General features: G+C 75.9%; 15 protein-coding genes and 1 rRNA gene. 2 read left to right on the top strand and 14 right to left on the bottom strand.

Going from position 1 to position 17,816, the window contains the following annotated elements:
* Positions 1–141 precede the first annotated feature (141 nt).
* The 11 genes from BAW75_RS26240 to BAW75_RS26190 form a co-directional block, all read right to left on the bottom strand.
* Positions 142–2,562: a hypothetical protein gene (locus BAW75_RS26240; RefSeq protein ID WP_104115251.1), complete on the bottom strand. Its 2,421-nt coding sequence runs from the start codon at positions 2,560–2,562 to the stop codon at positions 142–144.
* Positions 2,562–3,695 carry a glycosyltransferase family 4 protein gene (locus BAW75_RS26235; RefSeq protein WP_064446399.1) on the bottom strand — a complete coding sequence of 378 codons (1,134 nt, stop codon included), beginning with the start codon at positions 3,693–3,695 and terminating at the stop codon, positions 2,562–2,564. Before BAW75_RS26235 ends, BAW75_RS26240 begins: the two co-directional genes overlap by 1 nt.
* Positions 3,692–5,389 (bottom strand): murein biosynthesis integral membrane protein MurJ, encoded by a 1,698-nt coding sequence (gene murJ / locus BAW75_RS26230; protein ID WP_104115250.1) that lies wholly within the window; start codon positions 5,387–5,389, stop codon positions 3,692–3,694. Before murJ ends, BAW75_RS26235 begins: the two co-directional genes overlap by 4 nt.
* A 1-nt stretch (position 5,390) precedes the next feature.
* Positions 5,391–6,254, bottom strand: coding sequence for a hypothetical protein (locus BAW75_RS26225; RefSeq protein ID WP_104115249.1), 864 nt, complete (start codon positions 6,252–6,254; stop codon positions 5,391–5,393).
* Between the two features lie 59 nt (positions 6,255–6,313).
* Positions 6,314–7,252 (bottom strand): copper transporter, encoded by a 939-nt coding sequence (locus tag BAW75_RS26220; protein ID WP_069089175.1) that lies wholly within the window; start codon positions 7,250–7,252, stop codon positions 6,314–6,316.
* A 28-nt stretch (positions 7,253–7,280) separates the two neighbouring features.
* Positions 7,281–8,459 (bottom strand): putative cytokinetic ring protein SteA, encoded by a 1,179-nt coding sequence (gene steA / locus BAW75_RS26215; protein ID WP_030502674.1) that lies wholly within the window; start codon positions 8,457–8,459, stop codon positions 7,281–7,283.
* 118 nt (positions 8,460–8,577) lie between these two features.
* Entirely contained in the window at positions 8,578–10,335 is a 1,758-nt protein-coding gene (gene recN / locus BAW75_RS26210; RefSeq protein ID WP_104115248.1) for a DNA repair protein RecN, read from the bottom strand.
* A 601-nt stretch (positions 10,336–10,936) separates the two neighbouring features.
* Entirely contained in the window at positions 10,937–11,821 is an 885-nt protein-coding gene (locus tag BAW75_RS26205) for an NAD kinase (RefSeq protein WP_104115247.1), read from the bottom strand.
* Positions 11,818–12,666 carry a TlyA family RNA methyltransferase gene (locus BAW75_RS26200; RefSeq protein WP_104115246.1) on the bottom strand — a complete coding sequence of 283 codons (849 nt, stop codon included), beginning with the start codon at positions 12,664–12,666 and terminating at the stop codon, positions 11,818–11,820. Before BAW75_RS26200 ends, BAW75_RS26205 begins: the two co-directional genes overlap by 4 nt.
* 21 nt (positions 12,667–12,687) lie before the next feature.
* The gene (locus tag BAW75_RS26195; protein ID WP_104115245.1) at positions 12,688–12,915 is read right to left on the bottom strand and encodes a hypothetical protein; all 228 of its coding nucleotides are present in this window, start codon (positions 12,913–12,915) and stop codon (positions 12,688–12,690) included.
* Positions 12,912–13,490, bottom strand: coding sequence for a phasin family protein (locus BAW75_RS26190; protein ID WP_064446406.1), 579 nt, complete (start codon positions 13,488–13,490; stop codon positions 12,912–12,914). The genes BAW75_RS26195 and BAW75_RS26190 overlap by 4 nt, the downstream gene beginning before the upstream one ends.
* A gap of 112 nt (positions 13,491–13,602) precedes the next feature.
* Here BAW75_RS26190 and BAW75_RS26185 point away from each other — a divergent pair, with 112 nt between their 5' ends.
* Complete coding sequence (locus tag BAW75_RS26185) at positions 13,603–13,938, top strand: SCP2 sterol-binding domain-containing protein (protein ID WP_043324901.1); 336 nt, start codon at positions 13,603–13,605, stop codon at positions 13,936–13,938.
* A 12-nt stretch (positions 13,939–13,950) separates the two neighbouring features.
* Here BAW75_RS26185 and BAW75_RS26180 read toward each other — a convergent pair whose 3' ends face one another.
* Both BAW75_RS26180 and BAW75_RS33080 read right to left on the bottom strand, forming a co-directional pair.
* Positions 13,951–14,946 (bottom strand): HAD-IIA family hydrolase, encoded by a 996-nt coding sequence (locus tag BAW75_RS26180; RefSeq protein WP_176722855.1) that lies wholly within the window; start codon positions 14,944–14,946, stop codon positions 13,951–13,953.
* 71 nt (positions 14,947–15,017) lie between these two features.
* Complete coding sequence (locus BAW75_RS33080) at positions 15,018–16,028, bottom strand: Replicase polyprotein 1ab (protein ID WP_409074676.1); 1,011 nt, start codon at positions 16,026–16,028, stop codon at positions 15,018–15,020.
* On the opposite strand from BAW75_RS33080, the gene BAW75_RS32670 reads away from it, so the two are divergent.
* Complete coding sequence (locus tag BAW75_RS32670) at positions 16,029–17,597, top strand: hypothetical protein (protein WP_146074903.1); 1,569 nt, start codon at positions 16,029–16,031, stop codon at positions 17,595–17,597. It abuts the gene before it with no gap.
* A gap of 94 nt (positions 17,598–17,691) precedes the next feature.
* Here BAW75_RS32670 and rrf read toward each other — a convergent pair.
* A 5S ribosomal RNA gene (gene rrf, locus BAW75_RS26165) occupies positions 17,692–17,808 on the bottom strand.
* Positions 17,809–17,816: the final 8 nt, after the last annotated feature.

Below are 17,816 nucleotides of genomic sequence, written 5' to 3'. Positions count from 1 at the left end.
TCTTCCGTGCCCGGTCCGGGCCCTTGATCGACACCACCCCGCCGATGTGGTGCCTTCCACAGGGCCTTGACCCCGCCACCTCCCCGATCTGGCGAGGGCGCGAGCGGGGGGCGGCACGCCCGCGGGGCAGCGCGGGCCGGGTCAGCCGGCGGGGACCTCCGAGGAGGCCGGGGTCGGCTGTGCGGGGACCCGTGCCCCGGCGCCGGGCGATGCGTTCGGCGTTTCCGTGCCGGCCGGGCCCTGCCGACCCGGTCCGGCCGGCTCCCCGGCCTCCCCCGGATCGCCCACACCGTCACCGGCCGGACCGTCGCCCGCCGACCCACCATCACCAGCACCGTCGCCAGCACCGTCACCGGCCGACGGAGCACCGTCAGGCGGGCCGCCGGCAGCGGGGCCGCCTCGGGAAGGGCTGTCCGGGCCGGCCGGTGGGACCGCGCCCGTCTCGCCGCCAGGGCGGCCGCTGTCGGGCAGCGTACGGTCGGTGGAGTGGTCGAGCACCCGCAGCGCCGACAGCGCCGCCATGGGCACCACGAGCGCCGCCGCCGCGCCGGCCACGTCCAGCGCCGAGCCGCCCAGCACGCCGCCCAGCCCGACGGCCACGCCGGTGCCGGCCATCGCGGCCCGGATCGCCGGGTAGATGCCGAACAGCCGCATCAGGCCGCCCCACGGCTGCAGCAGCGCCAGCCAGACCAGCGCCGCCCCGGCCAAGGCCAGCACGGTGAGCGGGCTGTTCACCAGCGTCTGGATGTTGGAGTCGCCGGAGCGGTGCACGGTGAGCCCGCCGGTGCCGTCGCCGAGCGCGGCCAGGAACCGGCCCAGGCTTCCCCGCTCGTCGGCGGGACGGCCCAGGTCGACCAGGGCGAAGCCGATGGTGACCGCGAGCGCGGCCATGGTGGCCCAGGCCAGCCGGCTCACGGTGAGCCAGCCGCCGGTGCAGATGGCGGCGGCGACGCTGACGCCGGCGGTGAGCGCGATCGCGCCGATCGAGTCGGCGCCCAGGTACGGGCTGCCCACGATCACCACTGCCAGTCCGCCGACGGCCACCATCACCATCGGCCGCCAGCCCTTGCGGAACCGCTGAGCGAGCCAGCCGCCGCACAGCAGTGATCCGGCGACGAACACGCCCAGCCCGACGGTGCCGAGCCCGGCGTACCGGCCACCCTCCAGCGCGGAGTACCCGACCACGCCGTTGAGCTGCAGCCGGGAGCCGGTGAGCACGTCCACGCCGACCACGAGCGTGGCCAGCCCGGCGACCGCGCCGAGCGGGCCGAGCGTGCGCTCGTGCCCGGGGCTGAACCGGACCAGGGCGGTGCCGCCGACGACGAGCAGCGCGGTCACCGAGGCGTACCACACGCCGGCGTGGCTGCCGCGCCACCAGGGCACGGCGTCGGCCAGCAGCGCCGCGGGCACGGCCAGCGCGGCGGCGATGAGCAGCAGCTCCACCACGGCGACGACGCGCCGGGACACCGGTTCCGGTCCGTGCGGGCCGGCGAGGCGGCGGGCCCGGCGTAGCAGCGGCAGCACCGCTACCGCGAGGGCCAGCTGGGCGGCGGCGAGCAGCGTGAAGAACCAGCCGGCGACGCGCCGCTGGGCGGCGGCCTCCCGGTCCGCGTCGGCCGACGCCTCGATCGCGGCCCGCAGGTCGTCGGGCCGGTCGTCGGCGGTGACCGCGGGACGGCCGACGAAGGCCCGTTCCGGGGCCGGCCGGTCGAGCACGGCGAGCACGGTCGGGGCCAGGTCGACCAGTTGCAGGTAGCCGGACCGGGCGGTGCTCGGCGAGGTCAGCCAGCCGCCCGTCCAGCCGGGGCCGTCGGCGATCGCGACGTGCAGCCGCGCCGGGTTGTCGGTGTCGGAGACGCCCGCGACCAGCACCAGTGAGCGCGGCGGCCGGGCGGCGAGGACCCGGGCCAGCCGGGCGTCGGCCTGCCGCGCCTGGGCGGCCCGTACGGCCGGGTCGTCGTCGTCGACGGTGCCGGCGTCGACGATGCTCAGCACGCAGGAGCCGAGCAGTTCCGCCGGGTTCTCGGGCAGCGTTGGCGCGTACCTGTCGACCCGGCCGAACGGACGGGCGGCGGCCACGGCGGCGCCCGGCCCCACCGCCACCGAGCAGCGCACCGACTCGGCCAGCGCGCCGGGCTTGGCGCCCCAGGCGAGCTGTTCCTGGTTGTGCGCCACGACGCTGGGCTGGTCGGGCAGGTTCGCGCCGATGCCGTCGGGCCGTTCCACAGTCACGCCGGCCGCCGGGCAGCCACCGCCCGGACGGGCGCCCGGCCAGGCGGCGAAGTTCCCGGCGCCGAGGGTGAGCCAGCCGTCGACGGGGCAGGTGGGCCGGTGCGCGGACCGCACCGACAGGGAGCCGATCGCGCCCTGCTCGGCCATCCGCCACAGCGTCGGCGTGTTCTCCGGGTCGACGTCGTCCCAGCGCAGGCCGGCCGCGCCGACGAGGACCACGAAGTCGGCGCCGGGCCGGTCCGCGCCGCGGTCCGGCCGGGCGGCCAGCGCGGTGATGCCCAGCGCCACCACGACCAGGGTGAGCAGGACCGGGGTCAGTCGGCGCAGCATCAGCGGTTCCCGGCGGAGTGCTGCGGTGTCAGCTCGGCGTAGAGGTCGGCGAGCGCGGCCACGGTGTCCGCCTCGGTGGGCCAGGTCGCGGCCCGGGCCAGGCCGCGCCGGCCCACCTCGGCCCGGCGTACGGGGTCGTCGAGCAGGTCGCGCACCGCCGCGTCGACGGCGTCCACGTCCCCGGGCGGCACCAGCACGGCCCCGTCGCCGACGAGCTCCGGCAGCCCGCCGACGGCGGTCGCGACGAGCGGTACGCCGGCCCGCAGCGCCTCCTGGGCGAACAGCTGCCGGGCCTCCCAGTCGCTGGTCACCACGGCGAGGTCGGCGCCGGCCAGCAGGTCCGCCACGTCGGTGCGGTGCCCGAGCAGCGTCACCGGCGCGCGGGCGGCCGAGATCCGGGCGGCCAGCGGCAGGTACGCGGGTCCGCTGCCGGCGATCACCACGACCGGGGCGGGGGTACGGGTGCGCCAGCGGGCGGCGGCGTCGATGAGCACGTCGTACCGCTTCTGCGGGTGCAGCCGGCCCACCGAGAGGATCAGCGGGCGGTCGGCGGTGACGCCGAACTCGGCGCGGACGGCGGCGCGGCGGCGGCCCGGCGGCGGCAGCGTGGGCGCGGCGACCGGGGCCAGGCGCGCGTCGGCGGCGCCCAGCGCGGCGGCGCGGTCGACCAGGTCGGCGGAGGCGCCCAGCGCGACCCGCACGGACCGGGCGACGATCCGCTCGACCAGCCGGGACGCCGCGCCGCGCAGCCCTTTCGCGAGGACCGCGTTGTGCCAGGTGACGACGAGCGGCGCGGTGGGGCGGGCGAGCGCCGCGACCAGACCGGCGCGCAGCCCGTGCGCGTGCACCACGTCGACGGGTGTGTCCGCGAGCGCCCGGCGCAGCGCGGTGACCGCGCGCGCGTCGCCCGGCGTGGGGCTGGCCGGGATCTCCACCGGGGTGAACCGGGCGCCGACGCCGGTGAAGCCGAACTGCTCCTCGGTGGCGGCCGGTCCGCACACCAGCACCGACGCTCCGGCCTCGGTGAGTCCCCCGGCGATCGAGCGCACGTGCTGCCCGACCCCGCCGGTACTGGAGGCGAGCACGAGGGCCACCGACCCGGGCCAGCGCGGTGCGGGCGAGGCGTCCGTCATGAGGAAACGGTCTCCTTTCCGTCGCCCCGCTCGCCGGGGTGCTGCTGCGCCGGCGGGCCGTCGTCCCCGCCGGCCGGGCGTCGCCGGCGCAGCCGGCGGGTCACGGTCGCGAGCAGCGGCCGCAGGTCGCGGGCGTCGGTCAGCCAGGCGACGGCGAGGAACAGGACACCGACCACGACCCCGGACAGCATGCCCTGCGCGAGGGCCTGCGGTGTCGTCGGGGTGCCGTCACCGAGCCCGGCGAGTCCCGCCGCGACGGCCGCCCCGCCCGCTCCGGCGACCACTGCGGCGAGCAGTCCGGCGGCGCCGGCCCGGCCGATTCCGGCGAGCGCCTCGCCGCCGGCGGCACGCCGGACCGCGACGATCAGCAGCGCGCCGAGCAGCACCATGCCGGCGGAGGTCGCCAGCGTCACCGCGAGGACCCGGTCGGCCAGCGGCAGCGCCTGGGCGAACAGGAGGGCGAACGCGGGCACGCTGAGCCATCCGAGCGCGGTCGCGACGGTGGCCGCGCGGGTCTCCCCGCGCGCGTACAGGGCGCGGGTGAGGACCGCGAACAGGCCGTAGCCGAGCAGGCCGGGCGCGAACCCGGCGATGCCGGCCGCGGCGGTACGCGCGTCCAGCGGGTCGGCGAAGAAGAAGTGCCCGACCGGGATCGCGGTGCCGACGAGCGCGGCGGCGCCGAGCAGGCTGAACAGCACCACTCCGCGTACCGCCGGGGCCAGCGTGTCCCGGTAGGCGCGCTCGTCGCCGGTGGCCCGGGCCGCGACGAGCGTCGGGTACGCGGCCACCGCCAGCGGCACCGCCAGCACCGCCCAGGGCAGGAAGTAGACGGTCTGGGCGAGGTTGTAGACGACGACGTCGGCGGTCCGGCCGTAGGTGACCTGGTTGAGCGCGACCACCAGCGCGATCTGCTGGGCGGCGACGGTGACCACCCCGGCGACGGCCAGGCCGCCGACCCGGGCCCGGGCGTCGGCCGGGAACCGGTAGCCCGGCCGGATCCGGAGCTTCAGCCGGCGCAGCGGGATCAGCAGCGACAGCGAGAGCACCACCACGCCGAGCGTGGTGCCGGCGGACAGCAGCAGCTCGCCGCCACGCCCGGCCTCGCCGATCGTGGCCAGCCGCCCCTCGGTCGCGGTGAAGGCGAGGTAGACGCCGATCACGCTGATGCTCGACAGCAGCGGAGCGATGACCGGCCAGGCGAACCGGCGGTGCGCCTGGAGCACCCCGGTGAGCACGATGCCCACGCCGTAGAGCGGCAGCTGCGGCGCGAAGACGCGCAGCATCCGGGCCCCGGACGCCTGCTGCGCCTCGCTGAGACCGTCTCCGATCAGGCCCGGCAGCGGGTCGGCGCACACCGCCAGCAGCACCGCCAGCGGAACCAGCAGGCTCAGCGTCCAGGTCAGCAACGCGCCGGTGGTGGCGGCCACCGCACGCCGGTCACCGGCCTCGACCGCGCCGGCCAGCAACGGTACGACGAGACTGGCGAGCGCCCCACCGGCGACGATCTCGAAGATGAAGTTCGGGACGTAGTTCGCCACCAGGTAGGCGCCGCCGAGGTCGGTGGGGCCCAGCATCCAGGTGAACACGGCGGTCCGGCCGAAACCGGCGAGCCGGCTGAGGACGGTGAGGACGGCGATGAGGGCGGCCGCCCCGGCGACCCGGCCGGCGGCGGCGAGAGGAGCCGGTTTCGTCACGTCAGTCCGGGAGCCGGCCCAGCTCGTCGAGGTGCCGCAGCCCCGGCGTGGACGCGATGACCTGGGTGAAGCTGACCTTCTCGCTGGCGGCGGTGAGCGCGGCGAGCACGGCCAGCACGCCGGCGCGGCCCAGCGGCCCGGTACGCGCGGCCAGGCTCACGCCGAGCAGCGCACCGAGCGCGTTCGCGCCGCTGTCCCCGACCATCACCCGTTCGCCCAGGTCGTCCCCGACCAGCGCGGCCGACGCGCCGACCGCGCCGGCCGCGATGCCGCCGTGCGGGCCGGTGGTCAGCGGCACGCCGAGCAGCATGCCGGACTTCAGCGCCCGGCCGGGCCGCAGGTCGAGCAGGTTGACCAGGTTGGCGGTGCCGGCCACCACGCCGGCGCCGAGCAGCACGTCGAGCCCGCGGCCGACCGCCCCGGCGCGCCGGCGGCGCGGGTGCGCGGCGACCCGCCGGTCGGCGGCGAGCAGCGCCGCGGCGGCGAGCCCGGCCACACCGACCCCGGCGACCTTCACCAGCCCGGCGGTGACCTGGCCCTCGCGCAGCGCGGCGAGGTGCCCGGCGAAGCCCTTGGCGGCCTTCTGCTCGGGGCGTGCGCCGACCACGTCGTCGTAGAGGCCGACCGCGCCCGCACCGAGTCCGGCGACGAGCGCGGCGGCGCCGGCCGGTGCGCTGCCGGCGCCCAGCGCGCCGCCGGTCGCCGCGCCCACGGCGAGGGCCGGACCGGCGGCCAGGGTCACCGTGCGGCCCCGGTAGTTGGTGCGCTCCAGCGCCGGCCCGCCCGGCGACGTGCGCGTCTGGCGCAGCGTGTAGCGGGCGGCCAGCACCCCCGCGCCCACGGCGAGCAGCCGACCCAGTCTCACGGGACCTCCTCGATCCGGACTTCGAACGCGACGCGGCACGGACCGGGCGGCCCGAGCGGTCACCGGGGCAGTGTAGGCACCCGGGAGGCGGCGTTGTCGCCCACGCCGTACTGGCCGGTCTTCTTCTCGGTGAGCTGCTGCGCCAGGGCGAGGCTGGTGGCCAGCTGACCCTGCACGGTGTTGGCGTTGTCGACGGTGGAGATGGTCTGCGACAGCACCGGGTCGCCGCGGACCACGGAGACCAGGTTCCCGCCGGTCGAGCCCATGCCGGCGACCACGAGCGCGCCGGCCCGGTCGAACTCCACGGCGATCTTCACCACCGACTCGTCCTTCTTGGCCGAGTCCTTGTCCACGTACGGCTGGCCGGTGACCATCACGACCGCCTCGGCGGCGGTGGAGATCTTGTCCGCCGGGGTGAGGTAGCCGGCGGTGGCGTACTGCTCCAGCACCGTGCGCCGGTCGGTCTCGCTGGCCGCCGGGGTGCCCGCGGGACGGTCGACCAGGACGTTCGCCAGCAGCGCGCTCGAGGTCTCCACGCCGTGCCCGTTGCCGGGCAGGTTGATGGCGGGGGACGTGTTCGGCCGGGCGGTGACCGCCAGTTCCAGCAGGTTGTTGTTGCTGTCCGGGTTGACGAACTTGTCCTGCACGTCGATGCGGCCGGTGACGTCCGCGCCGGCGGTCTGCAGCATCTTCACCACGCCCTCGGCCTGGTCGCGGCCGCTGGGCAGGGTGAGCACCAGCACCCGACGGCCGGTCAGCTTGCCGGGCAGGACGAGCTGGGCCACCTCGGCGGCGAAGTCCTCCTCGGTCTCCAGCTGCTTCTGCATGCTGTTGACCGACTGGCGCATCAGCGAGTTGTCCTTGCGCAGGCCGTTGACGTTCTCCCGGAGCGAGTCGGCGACCGGCCCGTTGAGGGCGGCCGTGCCGACCACCAGGCCGATCGCCAGCGCCAGGAACACCGCGGTCAGGGACACCACGTGGTAGCGAAAGTTGATCACGCTTGCAGCCTCTTGATCGTCGGGGGAGCTAGAAGAGCTGGCCGAGCTGGAACACGAAATTGTCCCACCATTCGGAGACCACGCCCAAATACGCCTTGCCGACGGTGGAGACCGCCACGGCGGAGGCCATCGCGGCCACCGCCGACAGGACCAGCAACAGCAGCGACGAACCGGAGATGCTCTGCCGGTAGAGCCGGCTGACGCCCTTGGCGTCGACCAGCTTGCCGCCCACCTTCAGCCGGGTCAGGAACGTCGATGCCATGCCGCCGCGCCCCTTGTCCAGGAACTCGACCAGGGTGGCGTGGGTGCCGACGGCCACCAGCAGCGACGCGCCCTTCTCGTCGGCCAGCAGCATGGCGAGATCCTCGCTGGTGGCCGCCGCCGGGAAGGTGATCGCCGGTACGCCGAGCCCGTTGACCCGGGCCAGGCCGGGCGCCCGCCCGTCCGGGTAGGCGTGCACGATCACCTCGGCGCCGCAGCGCAGCACGTCGTCGGTGACCGAGTCCATGTCGCCGATGATCATGTCCGGCGTGTAGCCCGCCTCGACCAGCGCGTCGGCCCCGCCGTCGACGCCGATCAGCACCGGCTTGAACTCCCGGATATACGGGCGCAGCACGTCCAGGTCGGCCTTGTAGTCGTAGCCGCGCACCACGATCAGGCAGTGCCGGCCCTGGATCTGGGTCTGGATCTCCGGCACGCCGACGCCGTCGAGCAGCAGGTCACGTTCCTGCCGCAGGTAGTCCATCGTGTTGGCGGCGAACGCCTCCAACTGCACCGACAGGCCCTCCCGGGCGTCAGCCATCGACTTGGCCACGGTCTCGGCGTCCTGCAACGTGCCGTGCGCGACCGGCTCCTCGCCGACGAACACGGTGTTGCCCTCGATGCGGACCCGGTCACCCTCGCGGACCTGCTCGAAGACGCTCTCGCCGAGATCGTCCAGCAGCGGGATGCCGGCCGAGATCAGCACCTCCGGGCCGAGGTTGGGATAGCGGCCGGAGACCGACGGCTTGGCGTTGAGCACCGCCGCCACACCCACCGCGACGAGCGAGTCGGCCGCCACCCGGTCCAGGTCGACGTGGTCGATGACCGCGATGTCGCCGGGGCGCAGCCGCCCGACCAGCCGTTTCGTCCGGCGGTCGAGGCGCGCGGTGCCGACGATGGAGCCCGGCTCCGGGTTCCGGCTCCGGCGCAGTATGGGTAGACGCATCGTGACCATCCTGGCATGTGAGGCAGGTTTTGCTGTCGCGACATGCCTGAGCAGGGCCGCCTACCCAGGGAAGCACACCGGAACCCGCGCCGGTGTGCTTGCGCTCACAATCGGGGTATCACGGACGCCTTTCCTTGGCCGCCACGGCCAGGAGCTCCTCGGCATGGGCGATACCCAGATCCGAGTCCGGCAAACCGGCGAGCATCCGGGCCAGTTCCCGGGCGCGCTCGGTGTCCTCCACCACGCGCACCCCGCTCGTGGTGACCGCTCCACCGGTGTCCTTGGCCACCACCAGGTGCCGGTCGGCGAACGCGGCGACCTGCGGCAGGTGGGTGACCACGAGCACCTGATGACTGCGGGCCAGCCGGGCCAGCCGGCGGCCGATCTCCACCGCGGCCTGACCGCCCGCACCGGTGTCGACCTCGTCGAACACCAGCGTGGGCGGGCCGCCGGAACCGGCGAAGACCACCTCGATGGCGAGCATCACCCGGGACAGCTCGCCGCCGGAGGCGCCCTTCTGCAACGGCAGCGCCGGCGCGCCCGGGTGGGCCAGCAGCCGCAGCTCCACCTCGTCGGCGCCGTCCGCGCCGACGCCGGTCTCGACGCCGTTGACCGGCAGGCTCGGCTCGGACCGGCCCGCCGGACGCGGCAGCACCGCCACCTCGATCCGGGCGTGCGGCATGGCCAGCCCGGCCAGCTCGACGGTGACCTCCTCGGCGAAGCGGACCGCGGCCTCCCGCCGGGACGCCGACACCCGGCCGGCGAGGTCGGCCACCTCACCGGCGAGCCGGGTGGCCTCGCGGTCCAGCTCGTCCAGCAGCTCGTCGGAGGTGTCCAGATCGGACAGCCGCGTGCGGGCCCGCTCGGCCCACGCCACCACGCCGTCGACGTCGTCGGCGTACTTGCGGGTGAGCCCGCGCAACGCGGCCCGCCGCTCGTAGACGGTCTGCAGGCGGGCCGGGTCGGCGTCCAGCGCGGCCAGGTAGGTGGACAGCTCCGCGGCCACGTCGGTGACCAGCGTGGCGGCCTCCTCCAGCCGGGCCGCCAGCTCGCCCAGCGCCGGGTCGGTGCCGGCCTGCGCCTCCAGCGTGCGCCGCGCGGTGCCCAGCAGCGCCGTCGCGTCCGGCGCGTCGTCGGCCGCCTCGACGCCGCCGGCCACGCACTGCTGCGCCACCTGCGCGGCGGTACGCAGCCCCTCGGCGTGCTCCAGCCGCTGCGCCTCCGCCTTCAGCTCGTCGTCCTCCCCCGGCTGCGGATCGACCCGGGTGATCTCGTCCAGGCCCAGCCGCAGCAGGTCGGCCTCCTGGTTGCGTTCGCGCGCGTTGCGCCGCCGGTCGGCCAGGTCGTCGACGACGGTGCGCCACCTGGCGTACGTCTCGCGCAGCGCGTCGAGCAGCTTCTCGTGCTCGGGCCCGGCGAACCGGTCGAGCGAGGCGCGCTGCTCGGCCGGGCGCAGCAGCCGCAGCTGGTCGGACTGGCCGTGCACGGCCAGCACCTGCTCGCCGACCTCACCGAGCGTGGACACCGGCATGGCCCGCCCGCCCAGGTGCGCGCGGGAACGCCCCTCGATGGTCACGGTGCGGCTGAGCAGCAGCGAGCCGTCCTCGTCGGGCTCACCGCCGGCGTCGACGATGCGGGCGTGCACCGACTCGGCCACCCGCCCACCGAGGCGCAGCCGGCCCTCCACCACGGCGCGGCCCGGCTGGGCGCGCACCCGGCCGGCGTCGGCGCGGCCGCCGAAGAGCAGGCCGAGGCCGGTCACCACCATGGTCTTGCCGGCGCCGGTCTCGCCGGTGATGACGTTCATCCCCGCGGCCAGCGGCAGCGTGGTGTCCTCGATGACGCCCAGTCCGGTGATGCGCAGCTCTTCCAGCACAGCACCCGACAGTAGCCCCGCCGTGTGACAGTTGACCAGCCGGCAGGTCGAGCCGCGGGCACCCGACCCCGGACGAGGAGGAGCTCCACCGCAGCCCGGTGCGGGCGAAGACGACCCCGGCCGGTGAGTTCGCGCAGCGGCTGGGCCGCCGACCGGCCGTGGTGGACGGTCGCACCGCGACCTGCCCACTGGTGCACGGCGGCCGGCCGACCTGATGGCCGCCGCACCGGCGACACGTCGCCAGGTGGACACGAGCGCAGCGCGGTAGAGGGCCGGGACGCCGGAGATCGCGTCGCCCAGCTCGCGCGCCGCCGCTTCCTCCGGCGGCGGCTGCACGACCTGTCCGCCCGACCGGGGTCGACACCCGATCGGGCGCGGCGCGCCGGTCCGCCCGCCGCGGCCGGCTACGACACTCCGGCGTCCCGACCGTCGCGGCCCCGACCACCCCCTGGCCGAGCCCGCGACATCCGGGCCACGCATCCGGAAGCGGCGGGCCTCACCGCCGCACCCGGACTCACCTCATCGCGGCCCGTACGCCCACCGTAACGTGCGCGGCGGCCCGGACCGGTGGTCCGAACGGAGGTTTCCGCTGATCCGTCGGTCAGCGACGGTTGCCCCGCCAGCCCTGGACGGGCAGGTCGAACTTGGCCACCAGCCGGTCGGTGAACGGACGCGCCCGCAACCGCACGATGCGCACCGGCAACGTGCCCCGGCGCACCGTGACCCGGGCGCCCGGCGGCAGGTCGTAGACACGCCGGCCGTCGCAGCAGAGCACCGCGAGGGTGGTGAACGGGTCGACGGTGATGACGAACGTCGACGTCGGCGCGGTCACCAGCGGGCGGCTGAACAACGCGTGCGCGCTGATCGGCACCAGCAGCAGCGCCTCCACCTCGGGCCAGACCACCGGCCCGCCGCCGGAGAACGCGTACGCGGTGGAGCCGGTCGGGGTCGCGCAGATCACGCCGTCGCAGCCGTACCGGGACAGCGGCCGGCCGTCCACGTCGACGAGCAGCTCCAGCATCTGGGCGCGCTCGCCCTTCTCCACGCTGATCTCGTTGAGCGCCCACGACTCGATGGTCGGCCCGCCGTCGAACTCGGCGGTGACGTCCAGCGTGAGCCGTTCGTCCACGCTGTAGTTACGCTCGACCACGTCACGTACCGCGGTGTCCAGGTCGTCGATCTCCGCCTCGGCGAGGAAGCCGACCTTGCCCAGGTTGATGCCCAGCAACGGGACCTTCGTCGGACGGGCCAGCTCGGCCGCGCGCAGGAACGTGCCGTCCCCGCCCAGCGCGAAGACGATCTCGGCGCCCTCGGCCGCCTCCGGGCCGGTCACCGGCACCACACCGGGCAGGTCCAGGTCGTCGGCGTCCCGGGCGACCACCCGCACCTCGAAACCGGCGGCGATCAGGTCGGCGGCCACCGCCCGGGCGTGCTCGGTGCTGCGTCGACGGCCGGTGTGCGTCACCAGCAGCGCGGTGCGGCTCACCCGGACACCTCCTCGGTCGTGGCCGCCGTGGTGGCGGCGCCCTGCGGGCCGGCGGCCACCACCGCGCGGACCCGCTCCGGGTCCGCGGCGGGCGCGTCCCCGCGCAACCATACGAAGAACTCGACGTTGCCGCTCGGCCCGGGCAGCGGGCTGGCCGCCACTCCGGCGAGGCCGAGGCCGAGCCCGGCGGCCGCGGCGGCCACGTCGAGCACCGCCTCGGCGCGCAGCGCCGGATCGCGGACCACGCCGCCGGCGCCGACGCGCTCCTTGCCGACCTCGAACTGCGGCTTGACCATCAGCGCCAGGTCGCCGCCGGGGCCGGTGCACGCGGCCAGCGCCGGCAGCACCAGACGCAGCGAGATGAACGACAGGTCGGCCACCGTCAGGTCGACCGGACCGCCGATCGCCTCCGGTGTGAGCGTACGCACGTTCGTACGCTCGAACACCCGGACCCGCTCGTCGGTGCGCAGCGACCAGGCGAGCTGCCCGTAGCCGACGTCCACGGCGACCACCTCGGCGGCGCCGCCGCGCAGCAGCACGTCGGTGAACCCGCCAGTCGACGCGCCCGCGTCCAGGCAGCGCCGGCCGGTGACGGTCAGCCCGCCGGGGGCGAACGCGGCGAGCGCGCCGGCCAGCTTGTGGCCGCCCCGGGAGACGTACTCGTCGGCCGGGTCCTCTCCGGTCACCAGCAGCGGATCGGCCGGGTCGACCATCGCCGCGGGCTTGCGTGCCCGCACTCCGCGCAGCTGGACGCGACCGGCCTCCACGAGCGCGGCGGCCTGTTCCCGGGAGCGGGCCAGCCCGCGCCGGACCAGTTCGGCGTCCAGCCGGGTACGACGAGCCATCAGGTGTGTCTCCGCCTCTGCTCAGGCCTGGTCGATGGTGGCGAGGGTCTCGCGCAGCGTCTCGTACGCCGCCTCGTACTGGGCGATCTGGTCGGCCGGGGCGAGCGCCTCGGCGCTGGCCATGCCGAGCACCGCGGCGTCCACCGCCGGGTGCCGCGCCTCGCCGACCTCCTCGGCCGGCGCGGGGCGTACCCCCGGGGGTGGTCCGGGCCGCGGGCCCGGCGGCGGACCGGGCCGCGGCGCGGTCACGAGCCGGCCGCCCGGCGGCCGGTGGCCTTCCTCGCCGGCCGGGCGGGCGCGGCGGGCGAGCCGTCGGCGGGGGTACGGGCCATGGTGGCGGGCGGCTTCTTCGCGATCGCCTTCTTGGCCACCGTCTTCTTCGCCACCGCCTTCGTCGGCGCCGTTGCCGCGGACTCGGCGGTCGGCGGCGCGGTCGCGCCGGACGGCGCGGTGGCGGTCCCGGCCGGTGCGGCGGCGGGCTCGGACGATCCGGCGGGCGGCGTCTCGCCGGGCCCGAGGTTGCCGCGCGCCTCGCGTAGCTGCCGCTCCAGGTCGTGCACCCGGCGGGTCAGCTCGGCGACCTCGTCGGCGGTGGCCAGCCCGACCGCGCCCAGCGCCCGGTCCACCTCGAAGCGGACCAGCTTGGTCAGCGACTCCCGGTTCGCCAGGCCGGTGGCCACCAGCTCCTCGGCGAGTGTCTGGATCTGGGCGGCGGTCGCGCCACCCTGGCCGACGACGCGCATGACCGCGTCCTGTGCCTTCTTCCGGGGCGCCTCCGTCAGGCCCATGGCCAGCTCGAGGTAGGCGCGCCACGCGTCCTGCATGCCTGAGTCCTTCCGCGGGGCGAGGTGTGCAGGTGCCACGCTACCGGGCACCCCGGACGCCCCATTGCGGTACGGTGCCGGGAAACGGCGTGGTTCGTGGTGAGGAGACGATGTGGCCAGCGTGGACGAGTGCCGGCAGGCGTTGCAGGACCTGGCCGCGCGGCTGGACCGCAACGCCGAGGCGCAGGGACGCATCGACCTGGACCGCACGCTGGCCTGCCGGATCACCGATCTCGGCACCGCGTTCCACGGGCGGCTGGAGGGCGGGCGGCTGGTCGACCTGGCCGACGGCGACGACCCGAAGGCGAAGATCGCGCTGAGCACCGGCAGTGACGACCTGGTCGCGCTGGTGAACGGCCGGCTCGACGTGATGTCGGCGGTCGCGTCCCGGCGGGTCTCGATCAAGGCGAACCCGTTCGACCTGATGAAGCTCCGCAAGCTGCTCTAGCCGCTTCGCCGCTCAGCCGTCGAGGCCGAACGCGGCGAGCGCCTCCGCCGCCGCCGGGGACTGCGCCCGCACGCGCGGCCCGGCCGACGCCGACCAGGCCACCGCGCAGAGCGCGGCGAGCGCCTCCAGCGGCGGTCCCGCGCCGTCGAGCACGAGGTCCGCGCCGGCTTCCGCCACCGACCAGCCGCCGGCGGTCGCCCGGCCCGGCACCGCCACCACCGCGTCCGGGTCGAAGAGCCCCGCCAGGTCGAACGAGACGTACGCGGGGCGGCGCTCCTCGGGCGCGGCCAGCAGCTCGGCGGCGTCGCTGACCCCGGTGAGCACCAGCAGGCTGTCCAGCCCGGCCCGGCGGGCGCCCTCGATGTCGGTGTCCAGCCGGTCCCCCACCACGAGCGTGCGCCCGGCCCCGGCCCGGCGCGCGGCGGTGGTGAACAGCGCCGGCTCCGGCTTGCCCACCACCACGTCGGGGTCGCGGCCCAGCGCGGTACGCAGCACCGCGACCAGCGAGCCGTTGCCCGGCAGCGGGCCGCGCGGGCTGGGCAGGGTGCGGTCGGTGTTCGTGGCGTACCAGGGCGCGCCCGCGCGTACCGCCAGGGACGCCTCGGCCAGGTCGGACCAGCCGACCTGCGGGCCGTAGCCCTGGGCCACGGCGGCGGGCTCCTCGTCGACGGTGGACACCGGCCGCAGGCCGACCGCGCGCAGCTCGGCCCGCAGCGCCTCCGCGCCGACCACGAGCACCGGCGCGCCCTCGGGCAGCCGGTCCCGGAGCAGCTCGGCGGTGGCCGCCGCGGAGGTGAGCACCTCCGCCGGCTGCGCCGGGACGCCCATGCCGGTGAGCAGGTCGGCGACCTCGCTGGAGCGCCGGGAGGCGTTGTTCGTCGCGTACGCGACGGCGCGCCCCTCGGCGTGCAGCCGGCCGACCGCCTCGACCGCGCCCGGGATGGGCCGGTCGATCAGGTAGATGACGCCGTCCAGGTCGAAGACGACAAGCGAGTACGCGTCGACCAGCCGGCCGGCCGCTCCGGCGCGGACGGGTCGCCCCTGGTCCGCGCCGGTAGCGGTGTCCCCGCCGTACCCGGTCACCGGCGCTCCGCCGCCTCGCCCTCGCCGGACGCGGCGTCGCCCGGTGCGGGCCGGTCGGCGTCGGCCTTGTCGGCCGGGGTGACGTCGGTGGCGTCCGCAGCCGCGACGGTGCTGCCCGGCGTGGCGGTGTCCGCGGTCGACGTGGCGGTGTCCTCGGACGTCGTGACGGCGGTCGGGGTGGCGGTGGCGAGCGAGCCGGCCTCGGCGTCGGTCAGCTCGTCGTCGGTCAGGTCGCCCGCGTCACGGTCCCGGTAGCCGGCCCGTGCCGCGTCGCCGCCGGTGCCCGACACGACGTCGTCGCTCAGCCGCGCGTCGTCCTCGCGGTCGTCGTCATCGTCGTCGTCGTCGTCATCGTCATCGTCATCGTCGTCATCGTCATCGTCGTCGTCATCGTCGGCCGACGCCTCGGACGTGTCCGCGTCGTCCTCGGGCTCGTCGTCGCCCTCGATGACCACGCCGTCCAGCTCCAGCAGCCGCTCGGCGGCGTCGGTCTCCCCCTCGGAGTCGACGTCGGCGGCCCGGGAGAACCACTCCCGCGCCTCCTCGCGCCGGTCCACCGCCAGCAGCGCGTCCGCGTACGCGTAACGCAGTCGCGCCGCCCACGGCTCGGTCGAGTCGCCGGTCAGTTCGCGGACCTGCAGCATCGCCACGGCCGCGTCCTTCTGCCCGAGGTCGCCGCGCGCGCCGGCGGCCACGATGAGCAGTTCGATCGCGACGGCCTGGTCGAGCTTGTCCCGGTCGGCGCCGCGGAACAGGTCGATCGCCCGCTCCGGCCGGCCCAGCGCCCGCTCGCAGTCGGCCAGCACGGCCAGGTGGCTCTGCAGACCGCTCATCCGGTGGTACGTCCGCAGCTCGGCGATGGCCGTCTGCCACTCACCGGCGTGGTACGCGGCCAGTCCGACGGCCTCCCGCACGGCGGCGATCCGTGACGCGAGCCGGCGGGCCGCCATGGCGTGCGCCAGCGCCAGCGTCGGGTCCTCGTCGATCAGCAGCCCGGTCGCGACCAGGTGCCGGGCAACCGTCTCCGCAACCGGCTTGGCGAGGGAGAGCAGTTCCGCCCGGACGGCCGAGTCGAGGTCGCTCGCGACGACCTCGTCCGGCAACTCCGGCGCCTCACCGGTACGCCCTTCGCCGCGCTCGTCCCGGCGCTCCCGCTGCGGACCGAAGTTGCCACGGCGGTCGTCGCCGCCCGGCCGGTCACCGTAGCCACGGCGCTCACCGTCCCGCTCGCCCCGGAAGCCGCCCGGCCGACGGTCGTCACGCCGGTCGTCGCGGCGGAAGCCACCCTCACGGCGCTCGCCGCCGCGGAAGCCGCCCTCGCGGCGCTCGCCGCCGGCGTAGCTCTCCCGACGGTCGCCACCCTGATAGCCGCCTTCGCGGCGGTCGCCACCGCGGAAACCACCCTCACGGCGGTCGCCGCCTTCGCGACGGTCCCCGCCACGGAAGCCGCTCTCACGGCGCTCACCACCGCGGAAACCGCCCTCACGACGCTCGCCGCCCTCACGACGGTCCCCGCCCCGGAAGCCACCCTCACGGTCTCCACCACGGAAACCGCCCTCACGGCGCTCACCACCGCGGAAGCCGCCTTCACGACGCTCGCCGCCCCGGAAACCGCCCTCACGGTCGCCACCGCGGAAACCACCCTCGCGACGCTCACCGCCGCGGAAACCGCCGTCACGGTCACCGCTCCGGAAGCCACCCTCGCGACGGTCACCACCGCGGAAACCACCCTCACGACGCTCACCGCCGCGGAAACCGCCGTCACGGTCACCGCTCCGGAAGCCACCCTCACGACGGTCACCACCGCGGAAACCGCCTTCCCGACGGTCACCGCCGGCGAAGCCACCCTCACGACGCTCTCCGCCGCGGAAACCGCCGTCACGGTCGCCGCCCCGGAAGCCGCCTTCACGACGGTCACCACCGCGGAAACCGCCTTCCCGACGGTCACCGCCGGCGAAGCCACCCTCACGGCGGTCACCGCCGCGGTAGCCGCCGTCACGGGTGCCGGCCTCACGGCGGTCGCCGCCCCGGAAGCCGCCGTCACGGGCACCACCTTCACGGCGGTCGCCACCGCGGAAGCCGCCTTCGCGATCGCCACCGCGGAAGCCACCCTCACGGCGGTCGCCGCCACGGGCGCCACTGTCACGGTCGCCGCCCCGGAACCCGCCTTCGCGACGGTCGCCGCCCGGACGGCTTCCGCTCCGGAAGCCACCCTCACGGTCGCCACCACGGAAACCGCCCTCGCGACGCTCACCACCGCCGAACCCGCCTTCACGACGGTCGCCACCGCGGAAGCCACCCTCGCGATCGCCACCGCCGAACCCGCCTTCACGACGGTCGCCACCGCGGAAGCCACCCTCGCGATCGCCACCGCCGAACCCGCCTTCACGACGGTCGCCACCACGGGCGCCACTGTCACGGTCACCACCGCGGAAGCCGCCCGGGCGGTCGTCGCGGCCACCCCGGTACGAGGGACGGTCATCGCGACGGCCGTCGCGGCCGGCGTCACCACGCCCCTGGCCACGGTCGGCGCGATCCTCGTAACGACGGGGGCGGTCCCCGCCCTGGGGTCCTGAGCTCACAGGTACATCCTTCCTGATGGCGTTTCCGCCGAGAACGCTAACGCAGTCGAGGGCCGCCCCTGCTGGGGCGGCCCTCGACTGGAAGATTGTCCGGCGGTGTCCTACTCTCCCACACCCTCCCGAGTGCAGTACCATCGGCGCTGGAGGGCTTAGCTTCCGGGTTCGGAATGTGACCGGGCGTTTCCCCTCCGCCATGACCGCCGTAACTCTATG

It is taken from the genome of Micromonospora chalcea (genome assembly GCF_002926165.1).
In the GTDB taxonomy this organism is placed as follows: domain Bacteria; phylum Actinomycetota; class Actinomycetes; order Mycobacteriales; family Micromonosporaceae; genus Micromonospora; species Micromonospora chalcea.
This window is presented reverse-complemented; position numbering and strand designations above follow the sequence as displayed.

Bases quoted from the DNA above. Each gene is read 5' to 3' on its own strand.
- BAW75_RS26200 (WP_104115246.1), bottom strand. From the start codon at position 12,666: ATGGCTCGTCGTACCCGGCTGGACGCCGAACTGGTCCGGCGCGGGCTG.
- BAW75_RS26190 (WP_064446406.1), bottom strand. From the start codon at position 13,490: ATGCAGGACGCGTGGCGCGCCTACCTCGAGCTGGCCATGGGCCTGACG.
- BAW75_RS26235 (WP_064446399.1), bottom strand. From the start codon at position 3,695: ATGACGGACGCCTCGCCCGCACCGCGCTGGCCCGGGTCGGTGGCCCTC.
- BAW75_RS26240 (WP_104115251.1), bottom strand. From the start codon at position 2,562: ATGCTGCGCCGACTGACCCCGGTCCTGCTCACCCTGGTCGTGGTGGCG.
- steA (WP_030502674.1), bottom strand. From the start codon at position 8,459: ATGCGTCTACCCATACTGCGCCGGAGCCGGAACCCGGAGCCGGGCTCC.